Annotated in this window: 25 protein-coding genes; 9 read left to right on the forward strand and 16 right to left on the reverse strand. The window is 67.9% G+C overall.

All coding sequences use genetic code 11. From position 1 onward, the window contains the following. A partial coding sequence (locus J8I33_RS33045; RefSeq protein WP_176017102.1) for a DUF3683 domain-containing protein occupies positions 1-455 on the reverse strand: 455 nt, incomplete at its 3' end. Positions 456-1052: 597 nt separating this feature from the next. On the opposite strand from J8I33_RS33045, the gene ilvA reads away from it, so the two are divergent. Next, positions 1053-2576 (forward strand): threonine ammonia-lyase, biosynthetic, encoded by a 1524-nt coding sequence (gene ilvA / locus J8I33_RS33050; RefSeq protein WP_124453573.1) that lies wholly within the window; start codon positions 1053-1055, stop codon positions 2574-2576. A gap of 12 nt (positions 2577-2588) precedes the next feature. Further along, complete coding sequence (gene queF, locus J8I33_RS33055) at positions 2589-3419, forward strand: NADPH-dependent 7-cyano-7-deazaguanine reductase QueF (RefSeq protein ID WP_209939881.1); 831 nt, start codon at positions 2589-2591, stop codon at positions 3417-3419. Positions 3420-3481: 62 nt separating this feature from the next. Here queF and J8I33_RS33060 read toward each other — a convergent pair whose 3' ends face one another. The 6 genes from J8I33_RS33060 to J8I33_RS33085 all read right to left on the reverse strand — a co-directional run bounded on the left by J8I33_RS33060 (position 3482) and on the right by J8I33_RS33085 (position 8143). After that, positions 3482-3919 (reverse strand): hypothetical protein, encoded by a 438-nt coding sequence (locus J8I33_RS33060; RefSeq protein ID WP_124595574.1) that lies wholly within the window; start codon positions 3917-3919, stop codon positions 3482-3484. Continuing rightward, a complete protein-coding gene (locus J8I33_RS33065; RefSeq protein ID WP_209939884.1) occupies positions 3913-4515 on the reverse strand; it encodes a peptidoglycan recognition family protein in 603 nt (200 codons plus the stop codon). The genes J8I33_RS33060 and J8I33_RS33065 overlap by 7 nt, the downstream gene beginning before the upstream one ends. Before the next feature lie 101 nt (positions 4516-4616). Further along, the gene (locus J8I33_RS33070) at positions 4617-4970 is read right to left on the reverse strand and encodes a DUF1493 family protein (RefSeq protein WP_209939889.1); all 354 of its coding nucleotides are present in this window, start codon (positions 4968-4970) and stop codon (positions 4617-4619) included. Between the two features lie 285 nt (positions 4971-5255). Next, positions 5256-5642: a RidA family protein gene (locus tag J8I33_RS33075; RefSeq protein ID WP_050016655.1), complete on the reverse strand. Its 387-nt coding sequence runs from the start codon at positions 5640-5642 to the stop codon at positions 5256-5258. A gap of 78 nt (positions 5643-5720) precedes the next feature. Then, positions 5721-7202, reverse strand: a complete 1482-nt coding sequence (locus J8I33_RS33080; RefSeq protein WP_209939894.1) for a D-aminoacylase — start codon at positions 7200-7202, stop codon at positions 5721-5723. A gap of 2 nt (positions 7203-7204) precedes the next feature. After that, positions 7205-8143, reverse strand: coding sequence for a MurR/RpiR family transcriptional regulator (locus J8I33_RS33085; protein ID WP_209939895.1), 939 nt, complete (start codon positions 8141-8143; stop codon positions 7205-7207). A gap of 118 nt (positions 8144-8261) precedes the next feature. Between J8I33_RS33085 and J8I33_RS33090 the strand changes: the two genes are divergently transcribed. Both J8I33_RS33090 and J8I33_RS33095 read left to right on the forward strand, forming a co-directional pair. Beyond that, positions 8262-9542, forward strand: coding sequence for an amino acid deaminase (locus J8I33_RS33090; protein ID WP_124631942.1), 1281 nt, complete (start codon positions 8262-8264; stop codon positions 9540-9542). A gap of 157 nt (positions 9543-9699) precedes the next feature. Continuing rightward, positions 9700-10281 (forward strand): DJ-1/PfpI family protein, encoded by a 582-nt coding sequence (locus J8I33_RS33095; protein WP_059580784.1) that lies wholly within the window; start codon positions 9700-9702, stop codon positions 10279-10281. Positions 10282-10349: 68 nt separating this feature from the next. Here the strand turns inward: J8I33_RS33095 and J8I33_RS33100 are convergent, their stop codons facing one another. Further along, positions 10350-10796, reverse strand: coding sequence for a MarR family transcriptional regulator (locus tag J8I33_RS33100; protein ID WP_209939897.1), 447 nt, complete (start codon positions 10794-10796; stop codon positions 10350-10352). Positions 10797-10850: 54 nt separating this feature from the next. Next, positions 10851-12446: an MDR family MFS transporter gene (locus tag J8I33_RS33105; protein WP_209939898.1), complete on the reverse strand. Its 1596-nt coding sequence runs from the start codon at positions 12444-12446 to the stop codon at positions 10851-10853. 107 nt (positions 12447-12553) lie between these two features. On the opposite strand from J8I33_RS33105, the gene J8I33_RS33110 reads away from it, so the two are divergent. Then, the gene (locus J8I33_RS33110) at positions 12554-13396 is read left to right on the forward strand and encodes an EcsC family protein (protein ID WP_209939899.1); all 843 of its coding nucleotides are present in this window, start codon (positions 12554-12556) and stop codon (positions 13394-13396) included. On the opposite strand, the gene J8I33_RS33115 is transcribed toward J8I33_RS33110, so the two are convergent. The 5 genes from J8I33_RS33115 to J8I33_RS33135 all read right to left on the reverse strand — a co-directional run bounded on the left by J8I33_RS33115 (position 13366) and on the right by J8I33_RS33135 (position 18681). Next, entirely contained in the window at positions 13366-14328 is a 963-nt protein-coding gene (locus J8I33_RS33115) for an alpha/beta hydrolase (RefSeq protein WP_209939900.1), read from the reverse strand. The two genes, J8I33_RS33110 and J8I33_RS33115, sit on opposite strands and share 31 nt — an antisense overlap. An 89-nt stretch (positions 14329-14417) precedes the next feature. After that, a complete protein-coding gene (locus J8I33_RS33120; protein ID WP_209939901.1) occupies positions 14418-14852 on the reverse strand; it encodes a CHRD domain-containing protein in 435 nt (144 codons plus the stop codon). Positions 14853-15182: 330 nt separating this feature from the next. Then, positions 15183-15956: a class II aldolase/adducin family protein gene (locus J8I33_RS33125; protein ID WP_124557574.1), complete on the reverse strand. Its 774-nt coding sequence runs from the start codon at positions 15954-15956 to the stop codon at positions 15183-15185. 237 nt (positions 15957-16193) lie between these two features. Beyond that, positions 16194-17816 (reverse strand): phospholipase D family protein, encoded by a 1623-nt coding sequence (locus tag J8I33_RS33130; protein ID WP_124631939.1) that lies wholly within the window; start codon positions 17814-17816, stop codon positions 16194-16196. Positions 17817-17964: 148 nt separating this feature from the next. Further along, positions 17965-18681 (reverse strand): FadR/GntR family transcriptional regulator, encoded by a 717-nt coding sequence (locus J8I33_RS33135; protein ID WP_050016675.1) that lies wholly within the window; start codon positions 18679-18681, stop codon positions 17965-17967. A 128-nt stretch (positions 18682-18809) separates the two neighbouring features. Here J8I33_RS33135 and J8I33_RS33140 point away from each other — a divergent pair, with 128 nt between their 5' ends. Genes J8I33_RS33140 through J8I33_RS33155 form a run of 4 tightly spaced genes read left to right on the forward strand, consistent with a single transcriptional unit; the run spans position 18810 to position 23522 of the window. Next, positions 18810-19607, forward strand: a complete 798-nt coding sequence (locus tag J8I33_RS33140; RefSeq protein WP_050016677.1) for a (Fe-S)-binding protein — start codon at positions 18810-18812, stop codon at positions 19605-19607. Next, on the forward strand, positions 19604-20329 hold the full coding sequence (locus tag J8I33_RS33145; protein WP_050016721.1) for an LUD domain-containing protein: 726 nt from the start codon (positions 19604-19606) through the stop codon (positions 20327-20329). Before J8I33_RS33140 ends, J8I33_RS33145 begins: the two co-directional genes overlap by 4 nt. After that, complete coding sequence (locus J8I33_RS33150) at positions 20326-21771, forward strand: LutB/LldF family L-lactate oxidation iron-sulfur protein (protein WP_209939902.1); 1446 nt, start codon at positions 20326-20328, stop codon at positions 21769-21771. The genes J8I33_RS33145 and J8I33_RS33150 overlap by 4 nt, the downstream gene beginning before the upstream one ends. A gap of 50 nt (positions 21772-21821) precedes the next feature. Further along, a complete protein-coding gene (locus tag J8I33_RS33155; RefSeq protein ID WP_050016681.1) occupies positions 21822-23522 on the forward strand; it encodes a lactate permease LctP family transporter in 1701 nt (566 codons plus the stop codon). A 112-nt stretch (positions 23523-23634) separates the two neighbouring features. Here J8I33_RS33155 and J8I33_RS33160 read toward each other — a convergent pair whose 3' ends face one another. After that, the gene (locus J8I33_RS33160; protein WP_050016683.1) at positions 23635-24396 is read right to left on the reverse strand and encodes a M48 family metalloprotease; all 762 of its coding nucleotides are present in this window, start codon (positions 24394-24396) and stop codon (positions 23635-23637) included. A 203-nt stretch (positions 24397-24599) separates the two neighbouring features. After that, positions 24600-25382 (reverse strand): glycosyltransferase family 2 protein, encoded by a 783-nt coding sequence (locus J8I33_RS33165; RefSeq protein ID WP_209939903.1) that lies wholly within the window; start codon positions 25380-25382, stop codon positions 24600-24602. Between the last annotated feature and the right edge of the window lie 94 nt (positions 25383-25476).

The raw sequence follows: 25476 nt of genomic DNA on the forward strand, positions 1-25476 counted from the left end.
TTGTCGAATTCGTCGGCGAATTCGTCGACCGCGCGCTGCGCGGCGGTTTCGAGCATCTCGACGCGCGACGCGCGTTCCCGGCCGGCGTCGTCGCGGTGCGCGGTGAGATCCGCGCTGCGGCGCTTGCCGATCTCGGTCAGGCGGTGGTTCAGCGCCTCGATCAGCAGCGCGCGGCGTTTCGGGTTGTCGAGCAGGTCGTCCTGCAGATACGGGTTGCGGCGCACGACCCAGATGTCGCCGAGCACTTCATACAGCATCCGTGCCGAGCGGCCCGTGCGGCGCTCGGCGCGCAGTTCGTCGAGCACCGCCCACGCCTCTTCGCCGAGCAGGCGGATCACGATCTCGCGATCCGAGAAGGACGTGTAGTTGTAGGGAATCTCGCGCAAGCGGGGCGCGGGGTCGGCGGCGACGGCGGCGGCCGCGCCATGCGGATCGAAAACTTGTGGTGCGTTCATGTTCGGACGACTCGGAGGGCCGATATCCCGTGCACGGGCGTCGGCAAGCGCGTGGGCGCAATCTTGGGGAAATCTGTTCTGTTACCAGGCGCGCGGCTGTCCTTCATGGGGCCGGAGCGGGCGACTCGCCCCTCCTGGCCGGCGACAGGGCCTGGCGGCACTCGGGACCATCAGCACGATCGCGCGCGGCGCGCATGCCGTTCGGCCGCGGGGCTGGCTGCGCGCGGCGTCGGCTTCAACGGTGCGATCCGTGGGTGCCTCTGCATCTTCCGAATCCTTGATTCAAAACGGAATTCTAACCCATGATCGGGCAGCCCGTGACACGCCGGACAGGTCGTGGGGCTATCGCCGCGAGCCGCGCCGGGCGGGCTTCGGCGCGGTTTCGTCCGACCATTCGCCGTCCGTCCGGTCGGTAACCATGCGGTTAAACGGTAAAGAGCGCCGGCAAAATGCTGCGCCCGGCGGCGCGCATCCGCTGCCTGCACGCACACACGGCCGCCCGCAGCCGCCCGCCCGGCATGCCGCTTGCGTGCGGGCGGACCCTTGGCGCTATCATTGACCCTTTACCGTCTGCATCCGCACTGCACGCGAGCGCCCATGGCATCCCACGATTACCTGAAGAAAATCCTCACCGCGCGCGTCTACGACGTCGCGATCGAGACGGAACTCGAACCGGCCCGCAACCTGTCGGCCCGGCTGCGCAACGCCGTTTACCTGAAGCGCGAGGACAACCAGCCGGTGTTCTCGTTCAAGCTGCGCGGCGCGTACAACAAGATGGCGCACATTCCGACGGACGCGCTCGCGCGCGGCGTGATTACGGCGTCGGCCGGCAACCACGCGCAGGGCGTCGCGTTCTCGGCGGCCCGGATGGGCGTCAAGGCCGTGATCGTCGTGCCGGTCACGACGCCGCAGGTGAAGGTCGACGCGGTGCGCGCGCACGGCGGCCCGAGCGTCGAGGTGATCCAGGCGGGCGAATCGTACAGCGATGCGTACGCGCACGCGGTCAAGGTCCAGCAGGAGCGCGACCTCACGTTCGTCCACCCGTTCGACGATCCGTACGTGATCGCCGGCCAGGGCACGATCGCGATGGAGATCCTGCGTCAGCACCAGGGTCCGATCCACGCGATCTTCGTGCCGATCGGCGGCGGCGGGCTCGCGTCCGGCGTCGCCGCGTACGTGAAGGCGGTGCGCCCGGAGATCAAGGTGATCGGCGTGCAGGCCGAGGATTCGTGCGCGATGGCGCAGTCGCTGGACGCGGGCGAGCGCATCGAGCTGAGCGAAGTCGGCCTGTTCGCGGACGGCACCGCGGTGAAGCTCGTCGGCGAGGAAACCTTCCGGCTGTGCCGCGAATTCCTCGACGGCGTCGTGACGGTCAACACCGACGCGCTATGCGCGGCGATCAAGGACGTGTTCCAGGACACGCGCAGCGTGCTCGAGCCGTCCGGCGCGCTCGCGGTCGCGGGGGCGAAGCTGTACGCGGAACGCGAAGGCATCGAAAACCAGACGCTCGTCGCGGTCACGTCCGGCGCGAACATGAATTTCGACCGGATGCGCTTCGTCGCCGAGCGCGCGGAGGTCGGCGAGGCGCGCGAAGCGGTGTTCGCGGTCACGATCCCCGAGGAACGCGGCAGCTTCAAGCGCTTCTGCTCGCTCGTCGGCGATCGCAACGTCACCGAGTTCAACTACCGGATCGCCGATGCGCAATCCGCGCACATCTTCGTCGGCGTGCAGATCAAGCGCCGCGGCGAATCGGCGGAGATCGCCGCGAACTTCGAGTCGCACGGCTTCAAGAGCGTCGACCTGACGCACGACGAGCTGTCGAAGGAACACATCCGCTACATGGTCGGCGGCCGCTCGCCGCTCGCGCTCGACGAGCGCCTGTTCCGCTTCGAATTCCCGGAACGGCCGGGCGCGCTGATGAAGTTCCTGTCGTCGATGGCGCCGGACTGGAACATCAGCCTGTTCCACTACCGCAACCAGGGCGCGGACTACAGCTCGATCCTCGTCGGGCTGCAGGTGCCGCAGGCCGATCGTGCCGAATTCGAACGCTTCCTCGCGGCGCTCGGCTATCCGTATGTCGAAGAGAGTGCCAACCCGGCTTACCGCCTCTTCCTGTCGTAAAGGCGTCACACGATGAATCCCGAACATTCCCCGCTCGGCAAGGCCACCGTCTACGCGGCGCAGTACGACGCGTCGCTGCTGTTCCCGATCCCGCGCGCCGGCGCGCGCGAGCAGCTCGGCATCACGTCGGCGCTGCCGTTCTTCGGCACCGACATCTGGAACGCGTACGAGCTGTCGTGGCTCAACGCGCGCGGCAAGCCGCAAGTCGCGATCGCGACGTTCTACGTGCCGGCCGAATCGCCGAACATCGTCGAATCGAAGTCGTTCAAGCTGTATCTCGGTTCGTTCGCGCAGTCGAAGTTCGACTCGGTCGACGCGGTGCGCGACATGCTCAAGCGCGACGTATCGGCTGCGTGCGGCGCGAGCGTCTCGGTGCAGCTGGTGTCGGCGCACGATTTCCGCAAGCTGGAGATGGACGAGCTCGACGGACTGTCGCTCGACCGGCTCGACCTCGACACCGACGTGTACGAACCCGATCCGTCGCTGCTGTCGGCCGCCGACGGCGAGAACGAAGCGCCGGTCGAGGAGACGCTCGTGTCCGACCTGCTGCGCTCGAACTGCCCGGTCACGGGGCAGCCCGACTGGGGCAGCGTGCAGATCCACTACGTCGGACCGCAGATCGACCATGCGGGGCTGCTGCGCTACATTATCTCGTTCCGTAATCACACGGGCTTTCACGAGCAGTGCGTCGAGCGGATCTTTCTCGACATCCTGCATGCGTGCAAACCGGTGAAGTTGGCGGTGTATGCGCGTTACACGCGCCGCGGCGGGCTCGATATCAACCCGTTCCGCACGAATTACAACCAGCCGATGCCGGATAACGCGCGAACGGCGCGGCAGTAAATGCGTGAGCTGGCGGACATTTCGGTCCGCCAACACTGCCCGCTTGCGGAAGGCGCGCTTCTCTAATTCGGTGCGAATACGTCGGCCCGGCACTTCGGACAATACAGGTAGATTGTTCGACCATCGGGCAGGGAAATGAAGCCTCGCCTTGCCTGGTCTATCCTCCATTTCGCCGCGCCACCACCTGCCAGACGCGCTTCGCCTTCGGCATAGCAACGCGCGGCGTCCAGGTCATGGCTGTACGCCCGTTCTGTTACGCGGTCCGCACGCTTGAAAAATGCGCTGACATCCGCACGCCGAAGCACGAACGTGCGACACATATCCGCCGTTTCGTCCCCGCTGATGTCAGCCGACCACGCACCGTTCCTGACGATTTCGACTGACTCCGGCACAACGGCGGGTACCGCGCCGCCAGGCGATACCCTATTGGGCAGCGTGCCCGCAGCCGCGCTGTAGCTGAGCGCGAGCGCCAACATCAAAACTGCGATCCGAATCACCATTGCACTCTCGCCGCCTCCGTCCGGTTCTTCCGCGATACTACCGGGTGACGGAAAACCTCTGTCACCGGAACACGTAGCGTTACCGAAAGGGCGTGGATAAGCCATCGCAACGAATCGTTCTGAGCAGCCGGCGCCGCGACGTAGGTTCGTCGATCAGGGTTGGGCTCATTCAGTGGCAGAGCTTCACCGACCAATTCCACGCCAATGCTGTCCGTATTGGACGGGTAACGGTCCGGGACCGCCTTGCGCATCTCCCGCCGGTCTTCCCCACGCGGATCAAAACGGCGAAGTTGCTCCAGTTCGAGGGGCGTGCAACGCATTTCGGCAACGCAGCGCGCCTTGATTCGACCAACATGCCAAGTCTGCTTCTTCAAAGACGCCGTCTGATAAATCGTTCCATCTTTTTCAATCAGAAAATGCGCGCCAGTGGCCGACGCATTCCGATAGCTGCTGAGCGCAGAAGCCGCAGTCGAACCACCTGTTTGATGGACGACAATCCCACTAATCCTCTGCATCGCACCGCGCTCAATTTGGATTTTTCTGGCCCGCACTACGCGCGGAGTCACAACCATCCCACTGGAATCAATCGACAACATCCAATACCCTCCGGTTAGATTACGGCATATCACCCTGACCTTCCCGCCTATCTCTTACGCTCAGCCCTCCGGAAGTCATGCGCACCTGCTCACTCGACTCCTCACGATAGCTCGGTCAGTTGTCGCGCATCCCATTTCCGTTCAACCGCTGCGCGGTACAGCATCGCCAGCGTGATCGGTTCCCGTTCGAGAGCGTGCGGTTTTCGGAGCACCCATCGACGGAACAACGAATAGAAGCCCCCTTCGCCCTCCATCAGGAAATACCGGTGAAAATCGAAGTCGCCGGCATCCACGGAAAAACGCTCGAAAAAGCGACCCATGAAATCGTCGGCTTCGTCGCCGGTCTGGCCAAGATCCTCCCAAAGCCTCGTGGCGGCGAACAACGGCGTCGATTTGCCAAGCCCTACCTCTGCTCTGACGAAGACCTCGATCTCATCCCGTCGCACGTTTTCCATCAAAACACCTTGCCCTCTGGATTGAAAGGCGGTTGTAGCCGGCGAATCGCGCCATGCATCCGCGGCTTGCTGTCGCAGCCCGCTCAGACAGGCGTGTCACGTTGAGGCCCGTCGGAAAAACTTCGTCACACAATGCAAAATTCCGGTGCCGCCCATACCTACTTCAACCGAGTTGTATTGAACGCCCTCGCCCACCCGCTCGCCCTCGCATCGATCTCGCCAAATGCAAAAGGCCGGTGCACGTCCATGCACCGGCCTTGTTGTACAGCTTCCGCCCTCGCCGCGTTACTTCACCGGCGGCTTGTAAGCGATGCAGTCGACCTCGACCTTGCAGTCGATGACCATGCTCGACTGCACGCAGGCCCGCGCCGGCGGGTTCTCGCCGAAGTACGACACGAACACCTTGTTGAACGACGCGAAATCGCGCGCGTCGTCGAGCCACACGCCGCAGCGCACGACGTGCTCGAGGCCGTAGCCGGCTTCCTTCAGGATCGCGATCACGTTCTCGATCGTCTGCTTCGACTGCGTGACGATCCCGCCTTCGACGACCTCGCCGTTCACCATCGGCGTCTGGCCCGACACGTACAGCCAGCCGTCGGCTTCGACCGCGCGTGCAAACGGCATCACCTGGCCGCCGGTCCCCTTCGCTTCGCCCACGCCATATCGCTTCATCGTTTCACTCCTCACATTTCGGTTACGGATGCGCGCGCCGGCTTGGGCACACGCGGAAGATCGGAACACACGCCGCGTTCAGAACGCCGCATCGGCACTCGCCGGCACACGCTCGCCGCGTGCGACGAAACCGCCGGCGCGCTCGCCGGTCGGCTGGCCGTTTTCGTAGGTCAGCACGCCGTTCACCCACACCGCGTCGATCCCGTGCGCGGGCTGTTGCGGCTTCTCGAACGTCGCCGCGTCGATCACGCTCGCCGGATCGAACAGCACGAGATCCGCGTGGTAGCCGACATGCACTTCGCCGCGCTTCGCGATCCCGTAGCGGCGCGCGGACAGCGACGTCATCTTGCGGATCGCCTCCTCGAGCGGCAGCAAGTTGGTCTCGCGTACGTAATGGCCGAGCACGCGCGGAAACGCGCCCCACAGCCGCGGATGCGGCAGCGGATCGTTCGGCAGGCCGTCGGAGCCGACCATCGTCGCCGGATGCGACAGGATCCGGCGCACGTCGTCCTCGGACATGTTGTGGTACACGGCGCCCGCCGGGCGAATGCGCTGCGCGGCTTCCTGCTCGGTCACGCCCCAGTCGGCCGCGATCGCCTTCAGCAGCTTGCCCGCGACTTCCGGGTGCGGCTCCGACCACGTGATCGTGATGTCGATGTCGCCCGTCACCTGCTTCAGGTCGAGCGTCGACGAACTGCGGCTGTACGGATAGCAGTCGCAGCCGACCGGCTGGTAGCGGCGCGCGCCTTCGAGCGATGCGAGCACCTCGGTGCTGCGCCCCCAGTTCGACGGGCCCGCGCACTTCAGGTGCGAGATCACGACCGGCACCTGCGCGTGGCGGCCGACACGATAGGCCTCGTCCATCGCGTCGAGGATCGCGTCGAACTCGGTGCGCATGTGCGTCGTGTACAGCGCGCCGGCCTGGGCGAGCGGCTCGGCGAGCGCCATCACTTCTTCGGCCGGCGCCGCGAACGCGGAGCCGTACGCGAGGCCCGACGACAGGCCGAGCGCGCCGTTCGCGAGCGCCTCCTCGAGCTGCGCGCGCATGCCGGCGATCTCGCCGTCGGTCGCCGCGCGGTCGAGGCGGTCCATCTGGTTGTTGCGCAGCGCCGTATGGCCGACGAGCGCCGCGACGTTCACGGCCGGACGCGCGTCGTTCACGGCCGCGACGTAAGCGGCGAAGGTCGGGTACCGGAACGCACCGCGCTCGCCGAGCAGGTTCATCGGGTCGGGCGGATCGCCGGCAAGCGTCACCGGCGATGCGCTGATCCCGCAGTTGCCGACGATCACGGTCGTCACGCCCTGCGAGATCTTCGGGATCATCTCCGGCGCGCGGATCACGTGCGTGTCGTCGTGCGTGTGCACGTCGACGAAACCCGGCGCGAGCGCACGGCCGTTCGCGTCGACGACGTTTTCGGCGAGCCAGTTCGACAGGTTGCCGATCGCCGCGATCAGGCCGTTGCGGATCGCGACGTCGCGCGTGACGGGCGGCGCGCCGGTGCCGTCGTACAGTTGCGCGCCGACGATCAGCGTATCGGCCGCTTCGGGATGCGAATGCATGGTCAGTCTCCTACCGGTTGACGGTCGCCGCCGCCGCGGTGCGCATCGAGCGCGTATTTGATGCGGCGCAGCGATTCCCGGCCCGCATCGCCGAGCCGCAATGCGACGCCGGTGACGAGCACGTCGATCGCCATCATCATCGCGTAGCGCGAGGTCGACGGCTTGTAGATGAAATCGGTTTCGAACGCGACGACGGGAATCAGGTGATCGGCGAGCTTCGCGAGCGGCGACGCCGGCGCGGTGATCGCGATCAGCTTCGCGCCGTAGCGCTTCGCGAGCCGGCAGCTTTCGAGCAGCTCGGGCACGCGCCCGCTCACCGACAACGCGACGACGACGGTGTCGCTCGACAGCGTCGCGGCCACCATCCGCTGCAGCAGGCTGTCCTGGTAGCTCGCGACCGGCCGGCCGAAACGCACGAGCCGGAAGCGCAGCTCGTCGGCCAGCGCGGTCGAGCCGCCGCCCTGCCCGTACACGTAGGTCATCTTCGCGCCGGCGAGCAGGTCGGCCGCCGCATCGAACGACGTGTTGCGCAGCAGCTGGTGGTTGTGCGCGAGCGCCACGCGAATCTCGTCGTAGACCATCGACGCGGGGCTCGCGTCGTCGGCCGGCGCGTCGTCGGACGGCACCAGGAAGCGCTGGCCGACGGCCGCCGCCTGCGCGACGAGCACCTTCAGTTCGCGCACGTCGCGGCAGCCGACGGCCTTCGCAAAGCGCGTGACCGTCGCGACGCTGACCTCCGCATCCCGCGCGAGCGCGCCGATGCTCGCATGCGCGGCGCGCGCCAGATCGGCGAGGATGAACGCGGCAACCTTGCGCTCGGCTTCGCGCAACTCGGGCGCGCACTCGGCGATCCGCGCGACGATGTCGAGGACCGGCGGGGCGGCCAGCGCGGGATGGGACTCGGCGGCAAGCGGAGCGGACGGGGAAGCGGGCGCGTTCATCGACGGAAAGGGTGCGGAACTTGATGTTATTAAATAACATCACCGCGCCGATGCTACTTTCTGTACCATCTGCATGTCAACTTCAGTGCAATGCATAGTAATGATGGAGCGGGATGACATGAAAGTTACAAACTATCAGGAAGCGACGATCGATCCGTTCGGCAAGGGCCTGGGCAATGTGCCGAGCGCGAGCGTGCCGCTCGGCGACGCCGGCCGGCTCGAATGGAACCTGCTCGCGGAAGACGTCAGCCTGCCGGCCGCCGTGCTTTACGAGGATCGCGTCGAGCACAACCTGAACTGGATGCAGGCGTTCGTGCAGCAATACGGCGTCAAGTTCGCGCCGCACGGCAAGACGACGATGGCGCCGCAACTGTTCCGCCGCCAGCTCGACGCCGGCGCGTGGGGCATCACGCTCGCGACCGCGCACCAGACGCAGGCCGCGTATCACGGCGGCGTGCGGCGCGTGCTGCTCGCGAACCAGCTGGTCGGCCGCCAGAACATGACGATCATCGCGGGGCTGCTGTCCGATCCCGATTTCGAGTTCTTCTGTCTGGTCGATTCCGCGGACAGCGTCGACCAGCTCGGCCGCTTCTTCGGCGACGCGAAGAAATCGCTGAACGTGCTGATCGAGCTTGGCGTGCCGGGCGGCCGCGCCGGCGTGCGCGACGCCGCGCAGCGCGAGGCCGTGCTGGCCGCGATCGCGCGCTATCCGGACACGCTGAAGCTGGCCGGCATCGAGCTCTATGAAGGCGTGCTGAAAGAGGAAGGCGAGATCCGCGCGTTCCTGCAGCAGGCGGTCGCGCTCACGCGCGAGCTGGCCGAAGCCGGCCGCTTCGCGCGCACGCCGGCGATCCTGTCCGGCGCCGGTTCGGCGTGGTACGACGTGGTCGCGGAAGAATTCAGGAAGGCATCCGACGCGGGCTTCGCGGAAGTCGTGCTGCGTCCGGGCTGCTACCTGACGCACGACGTCGGCATCTACAAGAAAGCGCAGACCGACGTGTTCGCGCGCAACCCGATCGCCCGCTCGATGGGCGAAGGGCTGCTGCCGGCGCTGCAGCTGTGGGCGTACGTGCAGTCGGTGCCGGAAGCCGACCGCGCGATCGTCGCGCTCGGCAAGCGCGATGCGGCGTTCGACGCGGGCCTGCCCGAACCGGCGCGCCACTTCCGGCCGGGCCGCGACACCGCGCCGCGCGACGTCGCCGCCGCCGAAGGCTGGGCCGTCACCGGGATGATGGACCAGCACGCGTACCTGCAGATCCCGCCGGGCGCGGACGTGAAGGTCGGCGACATGGTCGCGTTCGACATCTCGCACCCGTGCCTGACGTTCGACAAGTGGCGCCAGGTGCTCGTGCTCGATCCGCAGTTCCGCGTGACGGAAGTCGTCGAAACCTTCTTCTGACGCACGCCGCGCGCGATGCCGCTCCGCCGCTCGCGCGCGGCGGCCGTCACGCGCGCTTCAATCGGCCGGAGTACACTGCGCTTTCGTCCTCGGGGCCCGTCGCGGCCGTCATGCACGGCGCGACCGGGCCTTCAACGCTGCTTCACTGGAGAAAGCCATGGCCGCGAAGAAGATCCTGTTCCTGACCGGCGATTTCGCCGAAGACTACGAAACGATGGTGCCGTTCCAGGCGCTGCAGGCCGTCGGCCACCACGTCGATGCAGTCTGCCCGGGCAAGCGCGCGGGCGACAAGATCAAGACTGCGATCCACGATTTCGAAGGCGACCAGACCTACACCGAGAAGCCCGGCCACAACTTCACGCTGAACGCGGCGTTCGACGACGTCGATGCGGCGCGCTACGACGCGCTCGCGATCGCGGGCGGCCGTGCGCCCGAATACCTGCGACTCGATCCGAAGGTGATTTCGCTCGTGCGCGCGTTCGCCGAAGCCGGCAAGCCGATCGCGGCGATCTGCCACGCGGCGCAACTGCTCGCGGCCGCCGACGTGATCCGCGGCAAGCGCATTTCGGCGTACCCGGCCTGCGCGCCGGAGGTGAAGCTCGCGGGCGGCGAATACGCGGACATCCCGGTCGACGCGGCCGTCACCGACGCGCCGTTCGTCACCGCGCCCGCGTGGCCCGCGCATCCGGCGTGGCTCGCGCAGTTCCTCGCGTTGCTCGGCACGCGCATCGAGCTGTAAGCCCGCACTCGGATGGAATGAAACGAAGCGGCGGCCGGCGGCGCCGACATGCCGCCCGCCCCCGCATATCAATGCTCGACCGGCGTCGAGCCGACGTCCGCGATCCGCGACTCCAGCATCGCGAGCGCACCCGACAGCGCATTCAGCACGTCGTCCGGCAACTGCGCCATCGTCTGTTCGAGAAACGCCTTGCGCCGCGGCAGGCATGCGTCGAACGCCGCGCGGCCCGCGTCCGTCAGCGTGACGTTGGTCACGCGATTGTCGCGCGCGTCCGATTCGCGCTCGATCCAGCCGAGCGCGTCGAGCGACTTCAACTGGCGCGTGAGCGCGCCCGGATCGATGCGCAGCACCTCGACGAGCTTCTTCTGCGACGCATGCCCGTCCATCGTGTGCAGCGCGACCATGATGCGCCAGCGCGGCATCGGCTGCCCGACGTGCGCCTCGAACGCGGTCATGAATGCGCGATACGTGCGTCCGAATTGCTGCAAGATCGCGACGCGGTCCTGTTCTTCCATGCGCTGATTTCGTTCCGGTGAATCGTTGAGTCGTCGAATCGCTCGCCCGATCGGTCAATCGGCCGCGACGTGCGGTTCGATCTTGCGCCGCAGCGCGATCGGCGGCACGCGACGGCACTGCCACACCGACACCACGGCGACGACCGCCGCCATCGCGACGCCCAGGTGAATCGCGCCGACCAGCGATTCGCGGGCCGCTTCCAGCAGCAGCGCGCCATTATGCCCGGCACGCGTCAACTCCGCGACGAGACCGCCCTGCGCCGCGCGATCGATCAGGATCTGCGGATCGGCGAGCCGCGCGTGCCACTGCATCGCCTGGTCGGCCGACAGCGCATTGCGCACGCCGCCCGAATACATCTGATTGACGAGCGTGCCGGTGAGCGCGGTGCCCAGCATCCCGCCGACCATCCGCAACGATTGCAAGAGCGCCGTCGCGATGCCGAGATGCTCGCGGCCGGCCGTCTGCTGTGCGAACACGGTCAGGTTCGGCAGCACGAAGCCGAGCCCGATGCCGCCCGCGACCATCAGCGCCATCAGCATCCAGGCCGGCGTCGCGTGGGTGGACACGACGATGCCCGCGCACGCGAGCGCGAACAGCACGAAGCCGACGTGCAGCATCGTGTTCGGGTTGCGAATGCGCGTGATGACGCGACCGTTCATGATGCTGCCGATCGTGATGAACACGACGAGCGGCGTGATCACGAGCCCCGCCTCCTTCGGCGACATCCCGAAGCCGCCCTGGAACAGCAGCGGCGCGTAGAACAGCAGCGAGAACATCGAGAAACCGGCGAGGATCGCGAGCACGAACAGCGCGGACAGCGCGCGGTTGCCGAACATGTCGAACGGCAGAATCGGCTGCGCGCAGCGCTTCTCCCAGTGCCACAGGCCGACGCCGGCCGCGACCGCGACGACGAGCAGCAGCGACGCCCAGCTCGTCACGCCGTACTTCGGCAGCCATTCGACGAACAGTTGCAGCGCGCCGAGCGACAGCGCGATCAACAGCGCGCCCGGCCAGTCGAGCCGCATCTTGCGATCGTGCTCGACGTGCCGCATGTGCGGCAGGTAGCGCCACACGAAGAACAGCGACAGGATGCCGATCGGCAGATTCACGTAGAACACCGAGCGCCAGCCGAACGACTGGGTCAGGAAGCCGCCGAGCGACGGGCCGACCGCGTTCGCGATGCCGAACGCGGAACTCATCAGCACCTGCCAGCGCAGCCGCACGACGGAATCGGGGAACAGGTCCGGAATGCACGCGAACGCGGTGCCGACCAGCATCCCGCCGCCGATGCCCTGCAGCCCGCGCGCGAGCACGAGGGTCAGCATGTCGTTGGCCATCCCGCACAGCACCGACGCGCCGGTGAACACGACGATCGACACGATCACGAACGGCTTGCGGCCGTAATAGTCGCCGAGGCGGCCGAAGATCGGCACGGTGATCACGGAACTGAGCAGATACGAGGTCGCGACCCACGCGTACAGGTCGAAGCCGCGAAGTTCGGCGACGATGGTCGGCAGCGCGGTGCCGACAACCGTCTGGTCCAGCGCGACCAGCATGGTGACGAACGAGATTCCGATCATCGCGAGCAGCGATTCGCGGAACGGCAGCACTTGCCCGCTCGAATGGTGGGCGGCAGTATGGACGGCCATTTTTTGTCGGTGCAACTTTTGCCGAGTCAAAGAATCTCAAAATTCTAGCATGCCGGAGTAATCTAGGCCGGCGACGGGTTCAGCGCCCGTTCACGCCAAGGAGAAAGATGGAACCGATTTCAATCACCCCCGCCGCGGTGCTGTCGCCGGAGGATCGGGACGCGCTGCGGCGCGCGAAGCAGGTGCTGGAAAGCCCGTCGCTGACGATGAAGCTGACGGGCGTGCTCGGCGCGCCGGTCGAGAAAATGATCGCGCGGCTGCCGGACTTCGCGACCGGCAAGATCAACGATGCGACGCAGCTCGCGCTGCGCAAGTGCCTGAACATCGCGCTGCGCACGCTCGGCAAGCCGCAGGCGCCGGACGCCGAACCCGAGAAGCCGAGCAACCTGCTGCACAAGCTCGCGGTCGCGACGACCGGCGCGGCGGGCGGCGCGTTCGGCTTTCTCGCGCTGCCGGTCGAGCTGCCGGTGACGACCACGCTGATCTTCCGCTCGGTATGCGACATCGCACGCAGCGAAGGCGAGGACCTGACGTCGGTCGATACGCAACTGCAATGCCTGGCCGTGCTCGGCATGGGCGGCAACCCGGACAAGCAGGAGGAGGACGCCGATCTCGGCTATTTCGTGCTGCGCGGCGCGCTCGCGCAGGCGATCTCGAAGGCGTCGTCGGACATCACGGCCAAAGGCATCGCCGCGCACAGCTCGGCGGCCGTGTTCAAGCTCGTGCAGACGGTGGCGTCGCGCTTCTCGGTGCAGGTGACCGAGCAGATGGCCGCGAAGTCGATCCCGGCGATCGGCGCCGTGCTCGGCGCGACCGTCAACACGCTGTTCATCGACCACTTCCAGCAGATGGCGCACGGCCACTTCACCGTGCGCCGGCTCGAACGCAAGTACGGTTCGGTGGCCGTCAAGGCCGCCTATCAGACGATCGACGCCTCGCCCGCACGCTGAACCGCGCGCGCGACCGCGACGCGGCGCACGAACGCGGCCGCGCGGTCGAGCGCATCGCGCGCTTCCGGCACCATCGGCGCGTACAGTTGCCACACGTGCGGCATGTCGGGCCACACCTCGATTTCCACCTGAACGCCGGCCGCCTTCGCCTTGTCGGCGACGCGGCGCGAATCGTCGAGCAGCACTTCGGTGCTGCCGACCTGGATGTATAGCGGCGGCAAGCCCGCGAAGTCCGCATGGAGCGGCGACGCGTACGGATGCGTCGCCGGCGCGTCGCCGAGATACAGCTTCGCGGCCTTCGGCAGCGCGGCGGCCGCGAACATCGGGTCGCGGCCGTCGTTGCTGCGCATCGTGTCGCCGGTGCCGGCCAGGTCCGTCCACGGCGAGAACAGGATCGCGCCGGCCGGCAGCGGCTCGCCGCGATCGCGCAGCGCGACGAGCGTCGCGAGCGCGAGGCCGCCGCCCGCGGAATCGCCGCCGAACACGATCGACTCGGGCCGCGTGCCGAGCACCAGCAGTTGCCGGTACGCGGCGAGCGCATCGTCGAGCGCGGCCGGGAAGCGGTTTTCGGGCGCGAGCCGGTAGTCGAGCGAGAAAGAACGCACGCCCGCGCGCTTCGTCAGCCCGAACACCAGCGGGCGGTGGGTTTTCGTCGAACAGAAGTAGTAGCCGCCGCCATGGAAATACAGCAGCGTGCGGCCTGGCCCGCGCGCCGCGCTCGAGTCGGTGCGCTCGAGCCATTCGCCGCGCAGCGGCGCGTCGCCCGGGCCGTAACACTGGCGCAGCCGGTAGCCCGACGGCGCCCGGCGCGGCACGATCATCCGCAGGTCGGTAAAGCGCCGGGCACGCGCGGGGTCGAGCACCTCGCGCGTCGTTTCCGGACGAAACTGCCAGCGCAGCAGCCAGCAGGCGAACTTGCTTTGCCAACTCATCGGACGCACTCCGTCATCGCAATGTGACGATGGTACGTGCGAACGCTCCCGCGTCGCTCGACAGGTGCCTCTACGCCAAACGCCGGCGCTCAGTTCGCCGGCATCATCTGCCCGCGGATCTCGCCCGACGGGTGTTCCTTCGTATGAAGGTTGAAGTACCACCTGCCGCCCATCAGGTCGATGACCTGCTCGTCGGTGAGCGCCTTCGAACCTTTGATGGGGCTCGCCAGCTCGTCCTTCGGGATCGGCACCTGCACGCCGGCGTTCTGGCCGACCGGCGCGGGCCCGTGGAAATGCGCGGCCGTGGCCGGCCCCGTGAGGTGTTCGTACGTGACCGTCCACTGCAGCAGGCGGGTGGCCGTGTCGTAGGTGGCGGCGACGGCGCCCGAGCCCTTGGTTGCCGTCGGCGGCACTTCGCTCGACGGCTGCAGGTTGGCGGACAGGCGCACCGTCTCGGCAGCGGCGCTGCCGGCGGCCAGCACACTCGCGAATAACGCGACCTGGAGTAAACGCAGCTTGAGCATGGATTCTCCTTGTACGACGTGGTACGCCGCCGGAACGGGGGCGCTACGCATGATGGTAGTCGATCGCCGCCGCGCCGACAGTCCGCCGAACGGCCATGCTGCGAATCGCCGCACCACCTGTCGGCGCACCGCGCACGGCCGACGATCCTGCGCGACGCCGCTCGCGCCAGTCTGCGTCACGCTGGAACAGACCTTTGCAGCCTGACGGCTGAATCCATGCGCGGCCTTTCGCTACACTTCGTTCCACAGTTGCTTGTTTCCTTCGTCCGAAGGAGTCTGCGAGTATTCACGCGGCCACCCGGCCGCGTTTTTTTTTGCATGCGCCGCGCCTCATGCACGATAGCCGGGATCGATCCGGTCGACGATCCGCTGCAGCGCGTCGAACGCGTCCTGTCCCGCGCCATGCTTCGGGTCGAAATTCAGCGAATCGCGCACGCACCCTTCGAGCACGGGCGGCGCAATCGGCAGCGCATCGCCGATCGCCTGCGTCGCGACCTGCACCTCGCACGCACGGTTGAGCAGCCACATCAGCGAAAACGTCTGCGCGAGCGTCGCGCCGATCGTCACGGGCCCGTGGTTGCGCAGCAGCAGCACGGGCCGCCCGCCCGCGCTGTCGACGATGCGCCGGCCTTCCTCGAGATGCACGGTGATGCCCTCGAAGTCGTGATACGCGATCTTCCCGTACAGCTGCGCCGAATAGAAATTCGAGAACGACAGCCCGTCGCGCGAACAGCACACGGCCATCGTCGGCGTCGTGTGCACGTGCATCACGCAATGCGCATCGGGCAGCGCCGCATGGATCGCGCTGTGGAACGTGAAACCGGCCGGATTGATCGGCCAGTCGGAATGGCCGATCACGTTGCCGTCGATGTCGATCTTCACGAGGTTCGACGCGCACACCTCGCGGTAATGAAGCCCGAACGGGTTGATCAGGAAATGACCGTCCTCGCCCGGCACGCGCAGCGAGATATGGTTGTAGATCAGCTCGGTCCAGCCGAGGTGATCGAAGATTCGGTAGGCGGCCGCGAGCTGCACACGCGCCTGCCATTCGGCTTCGGAGAAGCGCGCGGGGCGCGTGAACGGCTGATTCGGTACACGTTGCATGGGGAACTCCGGTTGCGGGCGGCGCGCGGCCACGGCGAGCGGCGCCGCGCATCGTCCTCGTCTGCCGGCGCCGCAAGCGATGCGTGCGCCGCGTATCGCGCAGGTGCGGCGCACCGTTCCGGCCCGCATTGTGCGATCCGCCGGCGCGCTTCACGATACCCATATCGTTGCGCGCACAACCATATCATCTTTCCCCGCGCACCGGTATCGCGGGTTTTGCCGGAGCCGTTCCCGCCCTTACAACTGGTCGTCGACCGGCAACAGCGTGAAGATGCCCGTCATCACGTTGCGCAGCAGCCCGGCATGCGGGTCGACGTGATAGGTGGTGGTTTGACCGCCGTCGGTGCCCGTCCATTCGAGCGCGGGCGGGCTGCCGTCGGTCCGCTTCGCGAGCGTGACGCGGTAGCTTTCGTCCGGCTGCGTCACGCGCGCGAAGATCGCCTCGGCCTGCTGCGCGAGCACCGGGCTGTGGATCACGAGCGCGAGCTCGGTGTTCAGGTACGCGGAACGCGGGTCGAGGTTCAGCGAGCCGATCACGAGGATTTGCCGGTCGATCACGTACGCCTTCGCATGCAGGCTCGCACGCGAGCGCGACCCGAACAGCCGCGCGGGCTGCTGGTCGGGCTGCGACTTGAATTCGTACAGCTCGACGCCGCGCTGCAGCAGCGGCACGCGGTACGGCGCATAGCCGGCCTGCACCGCGACCGCATCGGTCGCCGCGAGCGAATTCGTGACGATCGCGACGCGCACGCCGCGCGCGGCCGTATCGCCGAGGATCTTCACGCCGGCGTCGTGCGGCACGAAGTACGGCGAAAACGCGAGGAATTCCTTCTGCGCGCCGCGCGTCAGCTCCGCCAGGCGCTGCATCGGCGGGCTCACGTAGGTGCCGGTCGGCCGCGCGACCTTGGTCGGCGCATCGACCTTGAATTCGGCCGGCGCCCACACGAGTTCGAGTTCGTCGCGTGCGATCTGCCGTGCGAGCGGCGTCGCGTTCAGCGGCTTCGCGTTGTACGGATCGGCATTCTTGCGCCAGTGGTCGCGCAACTCGTCGCGCATCGCGTCGAGATCCTTCGGATCGAACTTCTGATGATTGAGCACCCGCAACGGATAGCTGCTCGCGCTCGCCCAGTATTCGTCGAAGCTCTTCGAGATGTCGTGGGTCACGGGGCCGGCCGCCAGCACGTCGAGATCGCGGAACTGGAGCGTCGGGCTCGCACTGAAGTATTCGTCGCCGAGATTGCGGCCGCCGACGATCGCGAGCTGGTTGTCCGCGATCATCGCCTTGTTGTGCATCCGGCGCGTGAAGCTGTCGATCCGCGTGAAGAAGTTGGCCGTGCGCTCGACCACGCCGCGCTGCGATGCGCCGAACGGGTTGAACACGCGGATCTCGATGTTCTGGTGCGTATTGAGCGCAGCCATCACGCGGTCGATATCGTCGAAGTTCAGGTCGTCGACCAGCATCCGCACGCGCACGCCGCGATCGGCCGCGTACAGCGCCGCGCCGAGCAGCAGCTTGCCGGTCGTATCCTCGGTCGCGATGTAGTACTGCATGTCGAGCGTCTTCGTCGCCGCCCGCGCGAGCGCGATGCGCATCTGCAACGCGGTGGCGCCGTCGGCCAGCAGCCGGAAGCCGGACTGCCCCGGATGCGCGGCTTCCGGCGCGGCCAGCGCAGCGTGCAACGGTGTCGCGGTATCGGCCGACAACGCGTGCGAGACGGGGCGATCGAGCGAGGTGGCGGGCGGATGCGTCGCGCACGCGGCGAGCGGCAGCAGCGCGCAGACGATCAGCGCGCGGGCCTGGCGGCATGCGGCGCGCCACGACGGCGTGGCCGGTGCGCGCCGGATCAGGGACGTGAGCACGAAAGCTTCCTCGACAGTCGGATCAATGGGCACGTCATCGCCGCGGCGCGCGGCTGACAAGGGGTTGCGATCGATTCTAGTGGGCGCCCGACGAACCGGTCAATTGGGCCGGCCCCGCAGGCCATCGCAGCCGCTGGTCCGACCAATCTCATGACGCATCGCCGCTGCGCTCGAAATGGCTGCGCACGTAGTCGATATGCGTCTGCATCGCGGTGCGCGCCTCTTCGGGGCGGTGCGCGCAAATCGCGTCGCACACCACCCGGTGCTGCAACAACAGCAACTCGGATGCCTGCTCGTCCTCCGTCGTCATCCCGGCCACGTTGATCGAAATGTGCTCGCGCAACATTCCGATCACGCTCGTATGCAGGTGCAGGAACATCGTGTTGTGCGACGCGAGCGCGATCGCCTCGTGCAGCTTCGCATCGGTCGCGGCTTCGACGGCCGCATCGTCGTTCGCGTGCGCGGTTTCGAGCTCGCGCAGCAGCGCGCGAATCCGGCGCCGGTCGTTCGCATCGGCGCGCAGCGCGGCGAAATAGGCAGTCGCGCCTTCCAGCACGCGGCGGAATTCGAGGATGTCGTCGCGCAGCGCCGGATGATCGGCGACCAGTTGGCCCCACGGCGACGCGATGCCGGCGCGCAACTGGTCGGTCACGTAGACGCCCGCGCCGCGCCGGCTCTGCAGCAGCCCGCGCGCGACGAGCCGCTGGGTCGCCTCGCGCACCGTATTGCGCGCGACGCCGTACTGCTGCGCGAGCACGCGCTCGGCCGGCAGCCGCGCGCCGGCCGGCCACGTGCCGTCGAGCAGTGCCGTCTCGATCTTGCGCATCACCACTTCGGTCCGGCCCCGTGCCGTCATCGCCGCCATCGTCGCGTCTCCCCGCGGAATGCATGCCGCCCCGATTGGCCCAACCAATTTGAGCTGCGGCGCGGACGGGGGAATTATGCAGCGAAATCGACGCTCCGCACGCCGGGTCGTCGCCTCTGGAGCGAGACATGAACCCACGGCCGTACCCCACCGCCCCCGCGCACGTCTATCTGTTCGCGACCTGCCTGGTCGACCTGTTCGTCCCCGAAGCGGGGCTCGACGCGGTCCGCCTGCTGGAACGCGAGGGCCTGACGGTCCACTATCCGCGCGGCCAGAGCTGTTGCGGGCAGCCGGCCTACAGCAGCGGCAATCCCGACGAGGCGCGCCGCGTCGCGGCCGCGCAGCTCGACCTGTTCGCGCAACCGTGGCCGGTGATCGTGCCGTCCGGCTCGTGCGCGGGCATGATCCGGCACCACTGGCCGGCGCTGTTCGCCGACGATCCCGTTCACGGCCCGAAAGCACGCGCGATCGCGGAGCGGACCTACGAACTCGCCGAATTCCTCATCCATGTGCTCGACGTGCAGCTCGACGCGGTCATGGCCGACGCCGGACCCGACGAACGCGTCGTGCTGCACACGTCGTGCGCGGCACGGCGCGAGATGGGCACGCGCGTGCACGGCGTCGCGCTCGTCGACGCGCTGCCGGGCGTGACGCGCATCGAACACGAACGCGAATCCGAATGCTGCGGCTTCGGCGGCACGTTCTCGCTGAAGCATCCGGACATCTCCGGCGCGATGGTGCGCGACAAGGTCGCGTCGGCGTGCGCGACCGGCTGCGACCGGCTCGTGTCGGCCGACTGCGGCTGCCTGCTGAACATCGGCCACGCCGCGGCCAAGGCCGGCGCGGCGCTGCCCGTCGAACATCTCGCGAGCTTCCTGTGGCGCCGCACGGCTGGCGCCGGCTCGCTGCGCGGAGCATCGAAATGAGCGCGCGCGACGCGATCCTCGCGCGGCTGCGCGCCGCCGCACCGGGCGTCGCGACGAACGCCGCGCCGGCGCTCGATGCACGCATCGACGCGCATTACGACACGCGCCGTGCATCGGCCGGCCCCGCCGCCGATGCACGCGTGCGGGCGATGCAGACGGCACTTGCCGCGTCGCACGCCGAAGTCTGGTGCGCAACCGCCGACGCATGGCCCGCGCAGCTCGCCGCACGTCTGGCCGACGCCGGCGTGCGCCGCCTGCTGCTCGACGCGGCCCGCGCCGAATCCGCGGCGCTCGCCCGCGCGCTGCCCGAGACGGTCGCGCCCGTGCCGTTCGACCGGCCGATCGACGCGTGGAAAACCGAACTGTTCGACACGATCGACGCGGGCTTCACCGTCGCACGCTCGGGCATCGCGGCCACCGGCACCCTGGTGCTCGCGCCCGATGCCGGCACGCCGCGCACTGTGTCGCTGGTGCCGCCGCTGCACGTCGCGCTCGTCCATGCGAACACACTGCATGCGGACCTGCACGCCGCCGTGCACGCGGAGCGCTGGCCAGCCGGCATGCCGACCAACCTCGTGCTGGTATCGGGCCCGTCGAAGACGTCCGACATCCAGCAGACGCTCGCCTATGGCGCGCACGGCCCGCGCCGCCTGTGGGTCGTGATCGTCACCGATTCGGCCGCGCCGCCGGCCGCCCCCGCTTGCGAGGACCTGCCGCGATGAGCGACCACCCGCTGCAATTCGTCGCCCCCGGCGACTTCAAGACCCGTGCGCGCGCCGCGCTCGACGATCCGGCACTGCGCCGGAGCTTTCGCGGCGCGATGGACTTCCTGCAGGGCAAGCGCGCGACGCAATTCCCCGACGACACCGAGCTGCAGCAGCTGCGCGATCTCGGCGAAGCCATCCGGCAGCACGCGCTCGCGCAACTGCCCGCGCTGCTCGAACGGCTGGAGACGAAGCTCGCCGCAGCCGGCGTGCACGTGCACTGGGCCGAGACGGCCGCCGATGCGAACGCGATCGTGCTCGGCATCGCGCAGGCGAAGAAGGCGCGCCGCGTGATCAAGGGCAAGTCGATGGCGAGCGAGGAAATCGAGCTGAATCATTACCTCGCGGAGCACGGGGTCGACTGCATCGAATCCGACATGGGCGAATTCATCGTGCAGCTCGCGGGCGAGAAGCCGTCGCACATCGTGATGCCGGCGATCCACAAGACCCGCGGCGACATCGCCGAACTGTTCGAGGCGCACCTCCCCGGCGCGCGCTACACGGAAGACGTCGACGAGCTGATCCAGACCGGCCGGCGCGCGCTGCGCCGCGCGTTCGCGGAAGCGGACATCGGCCTGTCCGGCGTCAATTTCGCGGCGGCCGACACGGGCACGCTGTGGCTCGTCGAGAACGAAGGCAACGGCCGCCTGTCGACGACGGTGCCCGACACGCACGTGGCGATCATGGGGATCGAGAAGGTCGTCGAGAAACTCGAGCACATCGTGCCGCTGTCGAGCCTGCTCACGCGCTCGGCCACCGGCCAGGCGATCACGACCTACTTCAACCTGATCTCGGGCCCGCGCCGCGACGGCGAACGCGACGGCCCGCGCGAGCTGCATCTCGTGCTGCTCGACAACGGCCGCACGCAGGCGTACGCGGACGAACAGTTGCGCGCGACGCTGCAATGCATCCGCTGCGGCGCGTGCATGAATCACTGCCCCGTCTATACGCGCATCGGCGGCCACGCATACGGCACGACCTACCCGGGCCCGATCGGCAAGATCATCTCGCCACACCTGCTCGGCCTCGACGCGACGGCCGACCTGCCGACCGCATCGACGCTGTGCGGCGCATGCGGCGAGGTGTGCCCGGTGCGCATCCCGATCCCGCAATTGCTCGTGCGGCTGCGCACCGAAGCGAACCGCAAGCCCGACGAACCGGTCGCGCATCCGTTGCGCGGCCAGGGCGCGAACTACCACCGCACGGAAGAACTCGTGTGGCGCTTCTGGTCGGGCGCGTTCGCGCATCCGCGCGCGTACCGCGCGTTCCGCTGGGCCGCGACGCGCCTGCGGGCGCTCACGCCCGCGAAACAACTGGGCTGGACGCAGCACCGCACGCCACTCGAACCGGCGCCGCGCAGCCTGTCCGACCTGCTGCGCGCCCGCGGCCAGCCCGAATAGCGCATCCGCTTTCAAACCCGTACCCCGATAAATCCATGGAGGAGACAACCATGCAGGTTTGGCACCAGATCTACACCCCGCTCGGCAGCCTCGGGCTGTCGGCACTCGTCGCCGCGATTCCGATCATCTTCTTTTTCGTCGCGCTCGCCGCGTTGCGGATGAAGGGCCACGTCGCGGCCGCGATCACGCTGCTGCTGGCGCTCGGCGTCGCGATCGTCGCGTACGGCATGCCCGTGCCGCAGGCGCTCGCGGCGGCCGGCTTCGGCTTCGCGTACGGCCTGTGGCCGATCGCGTGGATCATCGTCGCGGCGGTGTTCCTGTACAAGATCGTCGTGAAGACCGGCCAGTTCGACGTCATCCGCGCGTCGGTGCTGTCGATCACCGACGACCAGCGGCTGCAGATGCTGCTGATCGGCTTCTCGTTCGGTGCGTTTCTCGAAGGCGCGGCCGGCTTCGGCGCGCCCGTCGCGATCACGGCCGCGCTGCTGGTCGGCCTCGGCTTCAAGCCGCTGCATGCGGCCGGACTGTGTCTGATTGCAAACACCGCGCCGGTCGCGTTCGGCGCGATGGGCATTCCGATCATCGTCGCCGGGCAGGTGACGGGCATCGACGCGTTCCACATCGGCGCGATGGCCGGCCGTCAGTTGCCGCTGCTGTCGCTCGCGGTGCCGTTCTGGCTCGTGTTCATGATGGACGGGCTGCGCGGCGTACGGCAGACGTGGCCGGCCGCACTCGTCGCGGGCGGCAGCTTCGCGGTCACGCAGTACTTCACGTCGAACCACATCGGGCCCGAGCTGCCGGACATCACGTCGTCGCTCGTCAGCCTCGTGTCGCTCGCCGCGTTCCTGAAGGTCTGGCAGCCGAGCAGCGCGAAGCAGACGGCCGGCGGCATCGTCGCGTCCGGCGGCGGCGCGGCGCTCGCCGGATTCGGCGCGGGCGGCAACGGAGCGGGCACGAGCCGCCAGGCGTCGCCGTACACGCTCGCGCAAACCGTGCGCGCGTGGTCGCCGTTCCTGATCCTGACGGCCGTCGTCACCGTGTGGAGCATCGCGCCGTTCAAGGCGCTGTTCGCCGCGCACGGCGCGCTCGCGTCGACCGTGCTGAAGTTTCACGTGGCCGGGCTCGACCAGCTCGTCGTGAAGACCGCGCCGATCGCCGCGACGCCGAAGGCGCTCGACGCGGTGCTGAAGCTCGATCTCGTGTCGGCGGTCGGCAGCGCGATCCTCGTGACCGCGCTGATCTCGATGGCGCTGTTGCGGATGAAGCCGCGCGACGCGCTCGTCACGTTCGGCGAGACGCTGAAGGAACTGACGCGCCCGATCCTGTCGATCGGCCTCGTGCTCGCGTTCGCGTTCGTCGCGAACTACTCGGGGATGTCGTCGACGCTCGCGCTGATGCTGGCCGCGACCGGCGGCGCGTTCCCGTTCTTCTCACCGTTCCTCGGCTGGCTCGGCGTGTTCCTGACCGGCTCGGACACGTCGTCGAACGCGCTGTTCTGCTCGCTGCAGCAGGCCACCGCGCATCAGCTCGGCGTGCCCGAAACGCTCGCGGTCGCCGCGAACACGACGGGCGGCGTGACCGCGAAGATGATCTCGCCGCAATCGATCGCGGTCGCGTGCGCGGCGACGGGCCTCGTCGGCAAGGAATCGGAGCTGTTCCGCTTCACGGTGCGGCACAGCCTGCTGTTCGCGGTGATCGTCGGGCTGATCACGCTCGTGCAGGCGTACGTGCTGCCGGGGATGGTGCCGTAACCGGCGCGCAGGCAGGCCCGAAAGACAAAACCCCACGCCCGAACAACGGGCGTGGGGTTTTTCATGTCGCTTGCCGATCGCCGGCGCGGACGGCCGGCGATTCGTCGTGCGATCAGCTGCCCTTCGCGATGCGATCCTGGATGTGCTGCGCACGGCTCGACGACGACGGGTGCGAGCTCATCATCGAGCTCTTGCCGCCGTCCAGTTGCGCGAGCTTCTGGAACGCGGTGACGAGACCCTTCTGGTTCATGCTCTTCTGCTTCATCAGGTCGAACGAGTAGTCGTCGGCCGCGCTTTCCTGCGTCTGCGAGAACTGCGCGTTGATGAACTTCTCGGTGATGTCGCCGAGTTGCGAGCTCGTCAGCGCCGCCACGCCCGGCGATGCCGCGCCGGCCGCGGTGCGCGCCGCGCTCACCGCGTACGCCGTCTGCATCGCCTTCTTCGAGTGACCGAGTGCGACGTGGCCCATTTCATGGCCGATCACGCCGCGCAGCTCGTCGTCGTTCATCATGTCCATCAGGCCGCTGTACACGCGCACGCAACCGTTGCCCATCGCCCACGCGTTGACGTCCTTGGTCATGTAGACCTTGTAGTTGATCTTCTGGCCGTTCAGCGTCATGTCGCCGAAGCCCTTCATCACCTTCGTCAGGCGCTTCGCGTACGCGCTGTTCGGCGCGGCGATCTTCGATTCGGCGTCGCTCGACTTGCACGACTCGTTCGACAGCGCGGCGATGTCGCTGTCCGACAGCGTCGCCGCCTTGTACAGGTTGGTCCCCGCCGACGTCAGGCTGTTCGCGTCAAGGCTCTGCACCCCGCCGCACGCGCTCAACAGAAACGCCACGCCACACGCCGCCACCGCTTTCTTGAGTTGCATCCCGGAATCCCTCGATAGTTGTATTTGGGAGCGGCGATTTTGCATAATCCGGCAGAAAATTACCAGTTGTTTACATCGGATGACACGCTCATTACTCAGCAGATTGACATGACGCGGCGATCTGGCCCCGGATTGACGACGAAAAGCATGGCAATCGCCGCGCCCGGCGCGGCGGCCGGCAACGAAAGCGGACCGGCCTTCGCTCAGGCCGTCCGGTCGCGGCGCCGCGTCAGGCGGCGCGCGACCAGCATCGGCAGCCGCATCGCGAAGCCGGCGAACAGGCGCAGGTGCATCCACGCAAGCAGCGCGTTGTCACGGCCGTAGTGAAAATGCGACACGCCGCCTTCGTGGCGGCCGAAATAGCGCACCGGCGCGTCGATGAGGATCGGGCGCACGCCGGCCCAGCACAGCCGCACGGCCGCTTCGGGATCGAAGTCGAAGCCGCGCATCCACGGCTGGCGCCGCATGATCGCCGCCAGCGGGGCGACCGGATACACGCGGAAGCCGTACAGCGAATCGCCGATCCCGGCCCACAGCGTCTCGAGGTCGGCCCACGCGTTCGACAGCCGGCGCCCCTGCACGCGCAACTGCGGCGCGCTGGCGTCGAACTTCGGCACGCCGAGCACCATCGCGTCGGGAGCGGCCTGCGACGCCGCCATGAACGCGGGAATCAGGTCGGCCGGATGCTGGCCGTCGGAATCCATCGTCAGCACGTGCGTGAAGCCGCTCGCGGCCGCCGCGTCGAGCCCCGCGAGCACCGCGGCGCCCTTGCCGCGATTCTCCGGCAGCACGATCACGCGCAGGCCGGGATCGCGCCCGGCCATCGCCTGCAGCCGTTCGGCGCTGCCGTCGGTGCTGCCGTCGACGACGACCCACACCGGATTCCATTGCGCGCGGGCATTGCGCACGGTCGTGTCGACCTTGGCGCCCGGGTTGTAGCTCGGAATCAGGACGAGATGGGTGGACGACGCGTGCAGCTTGGACATGGGAACAGCCGATGGGGAAGACGGGGAGCCTGACAAAAGTGTATGACTTGCCGACGAACGCCGGCACGCGTCGTCGACGCCGGCCGCAGGCCCG

The sequence above is a fragment of the Burkholderia sp. AcTa6-5 genome (assembly GCF_017815075.1).
GTDB classification, from domain to species: Bacteria; Pseudomonadota; Gammaproteobacteria; order Burkholderiales; family Burkholderiaceae; genus Burkholderia; species Burkholderia sola.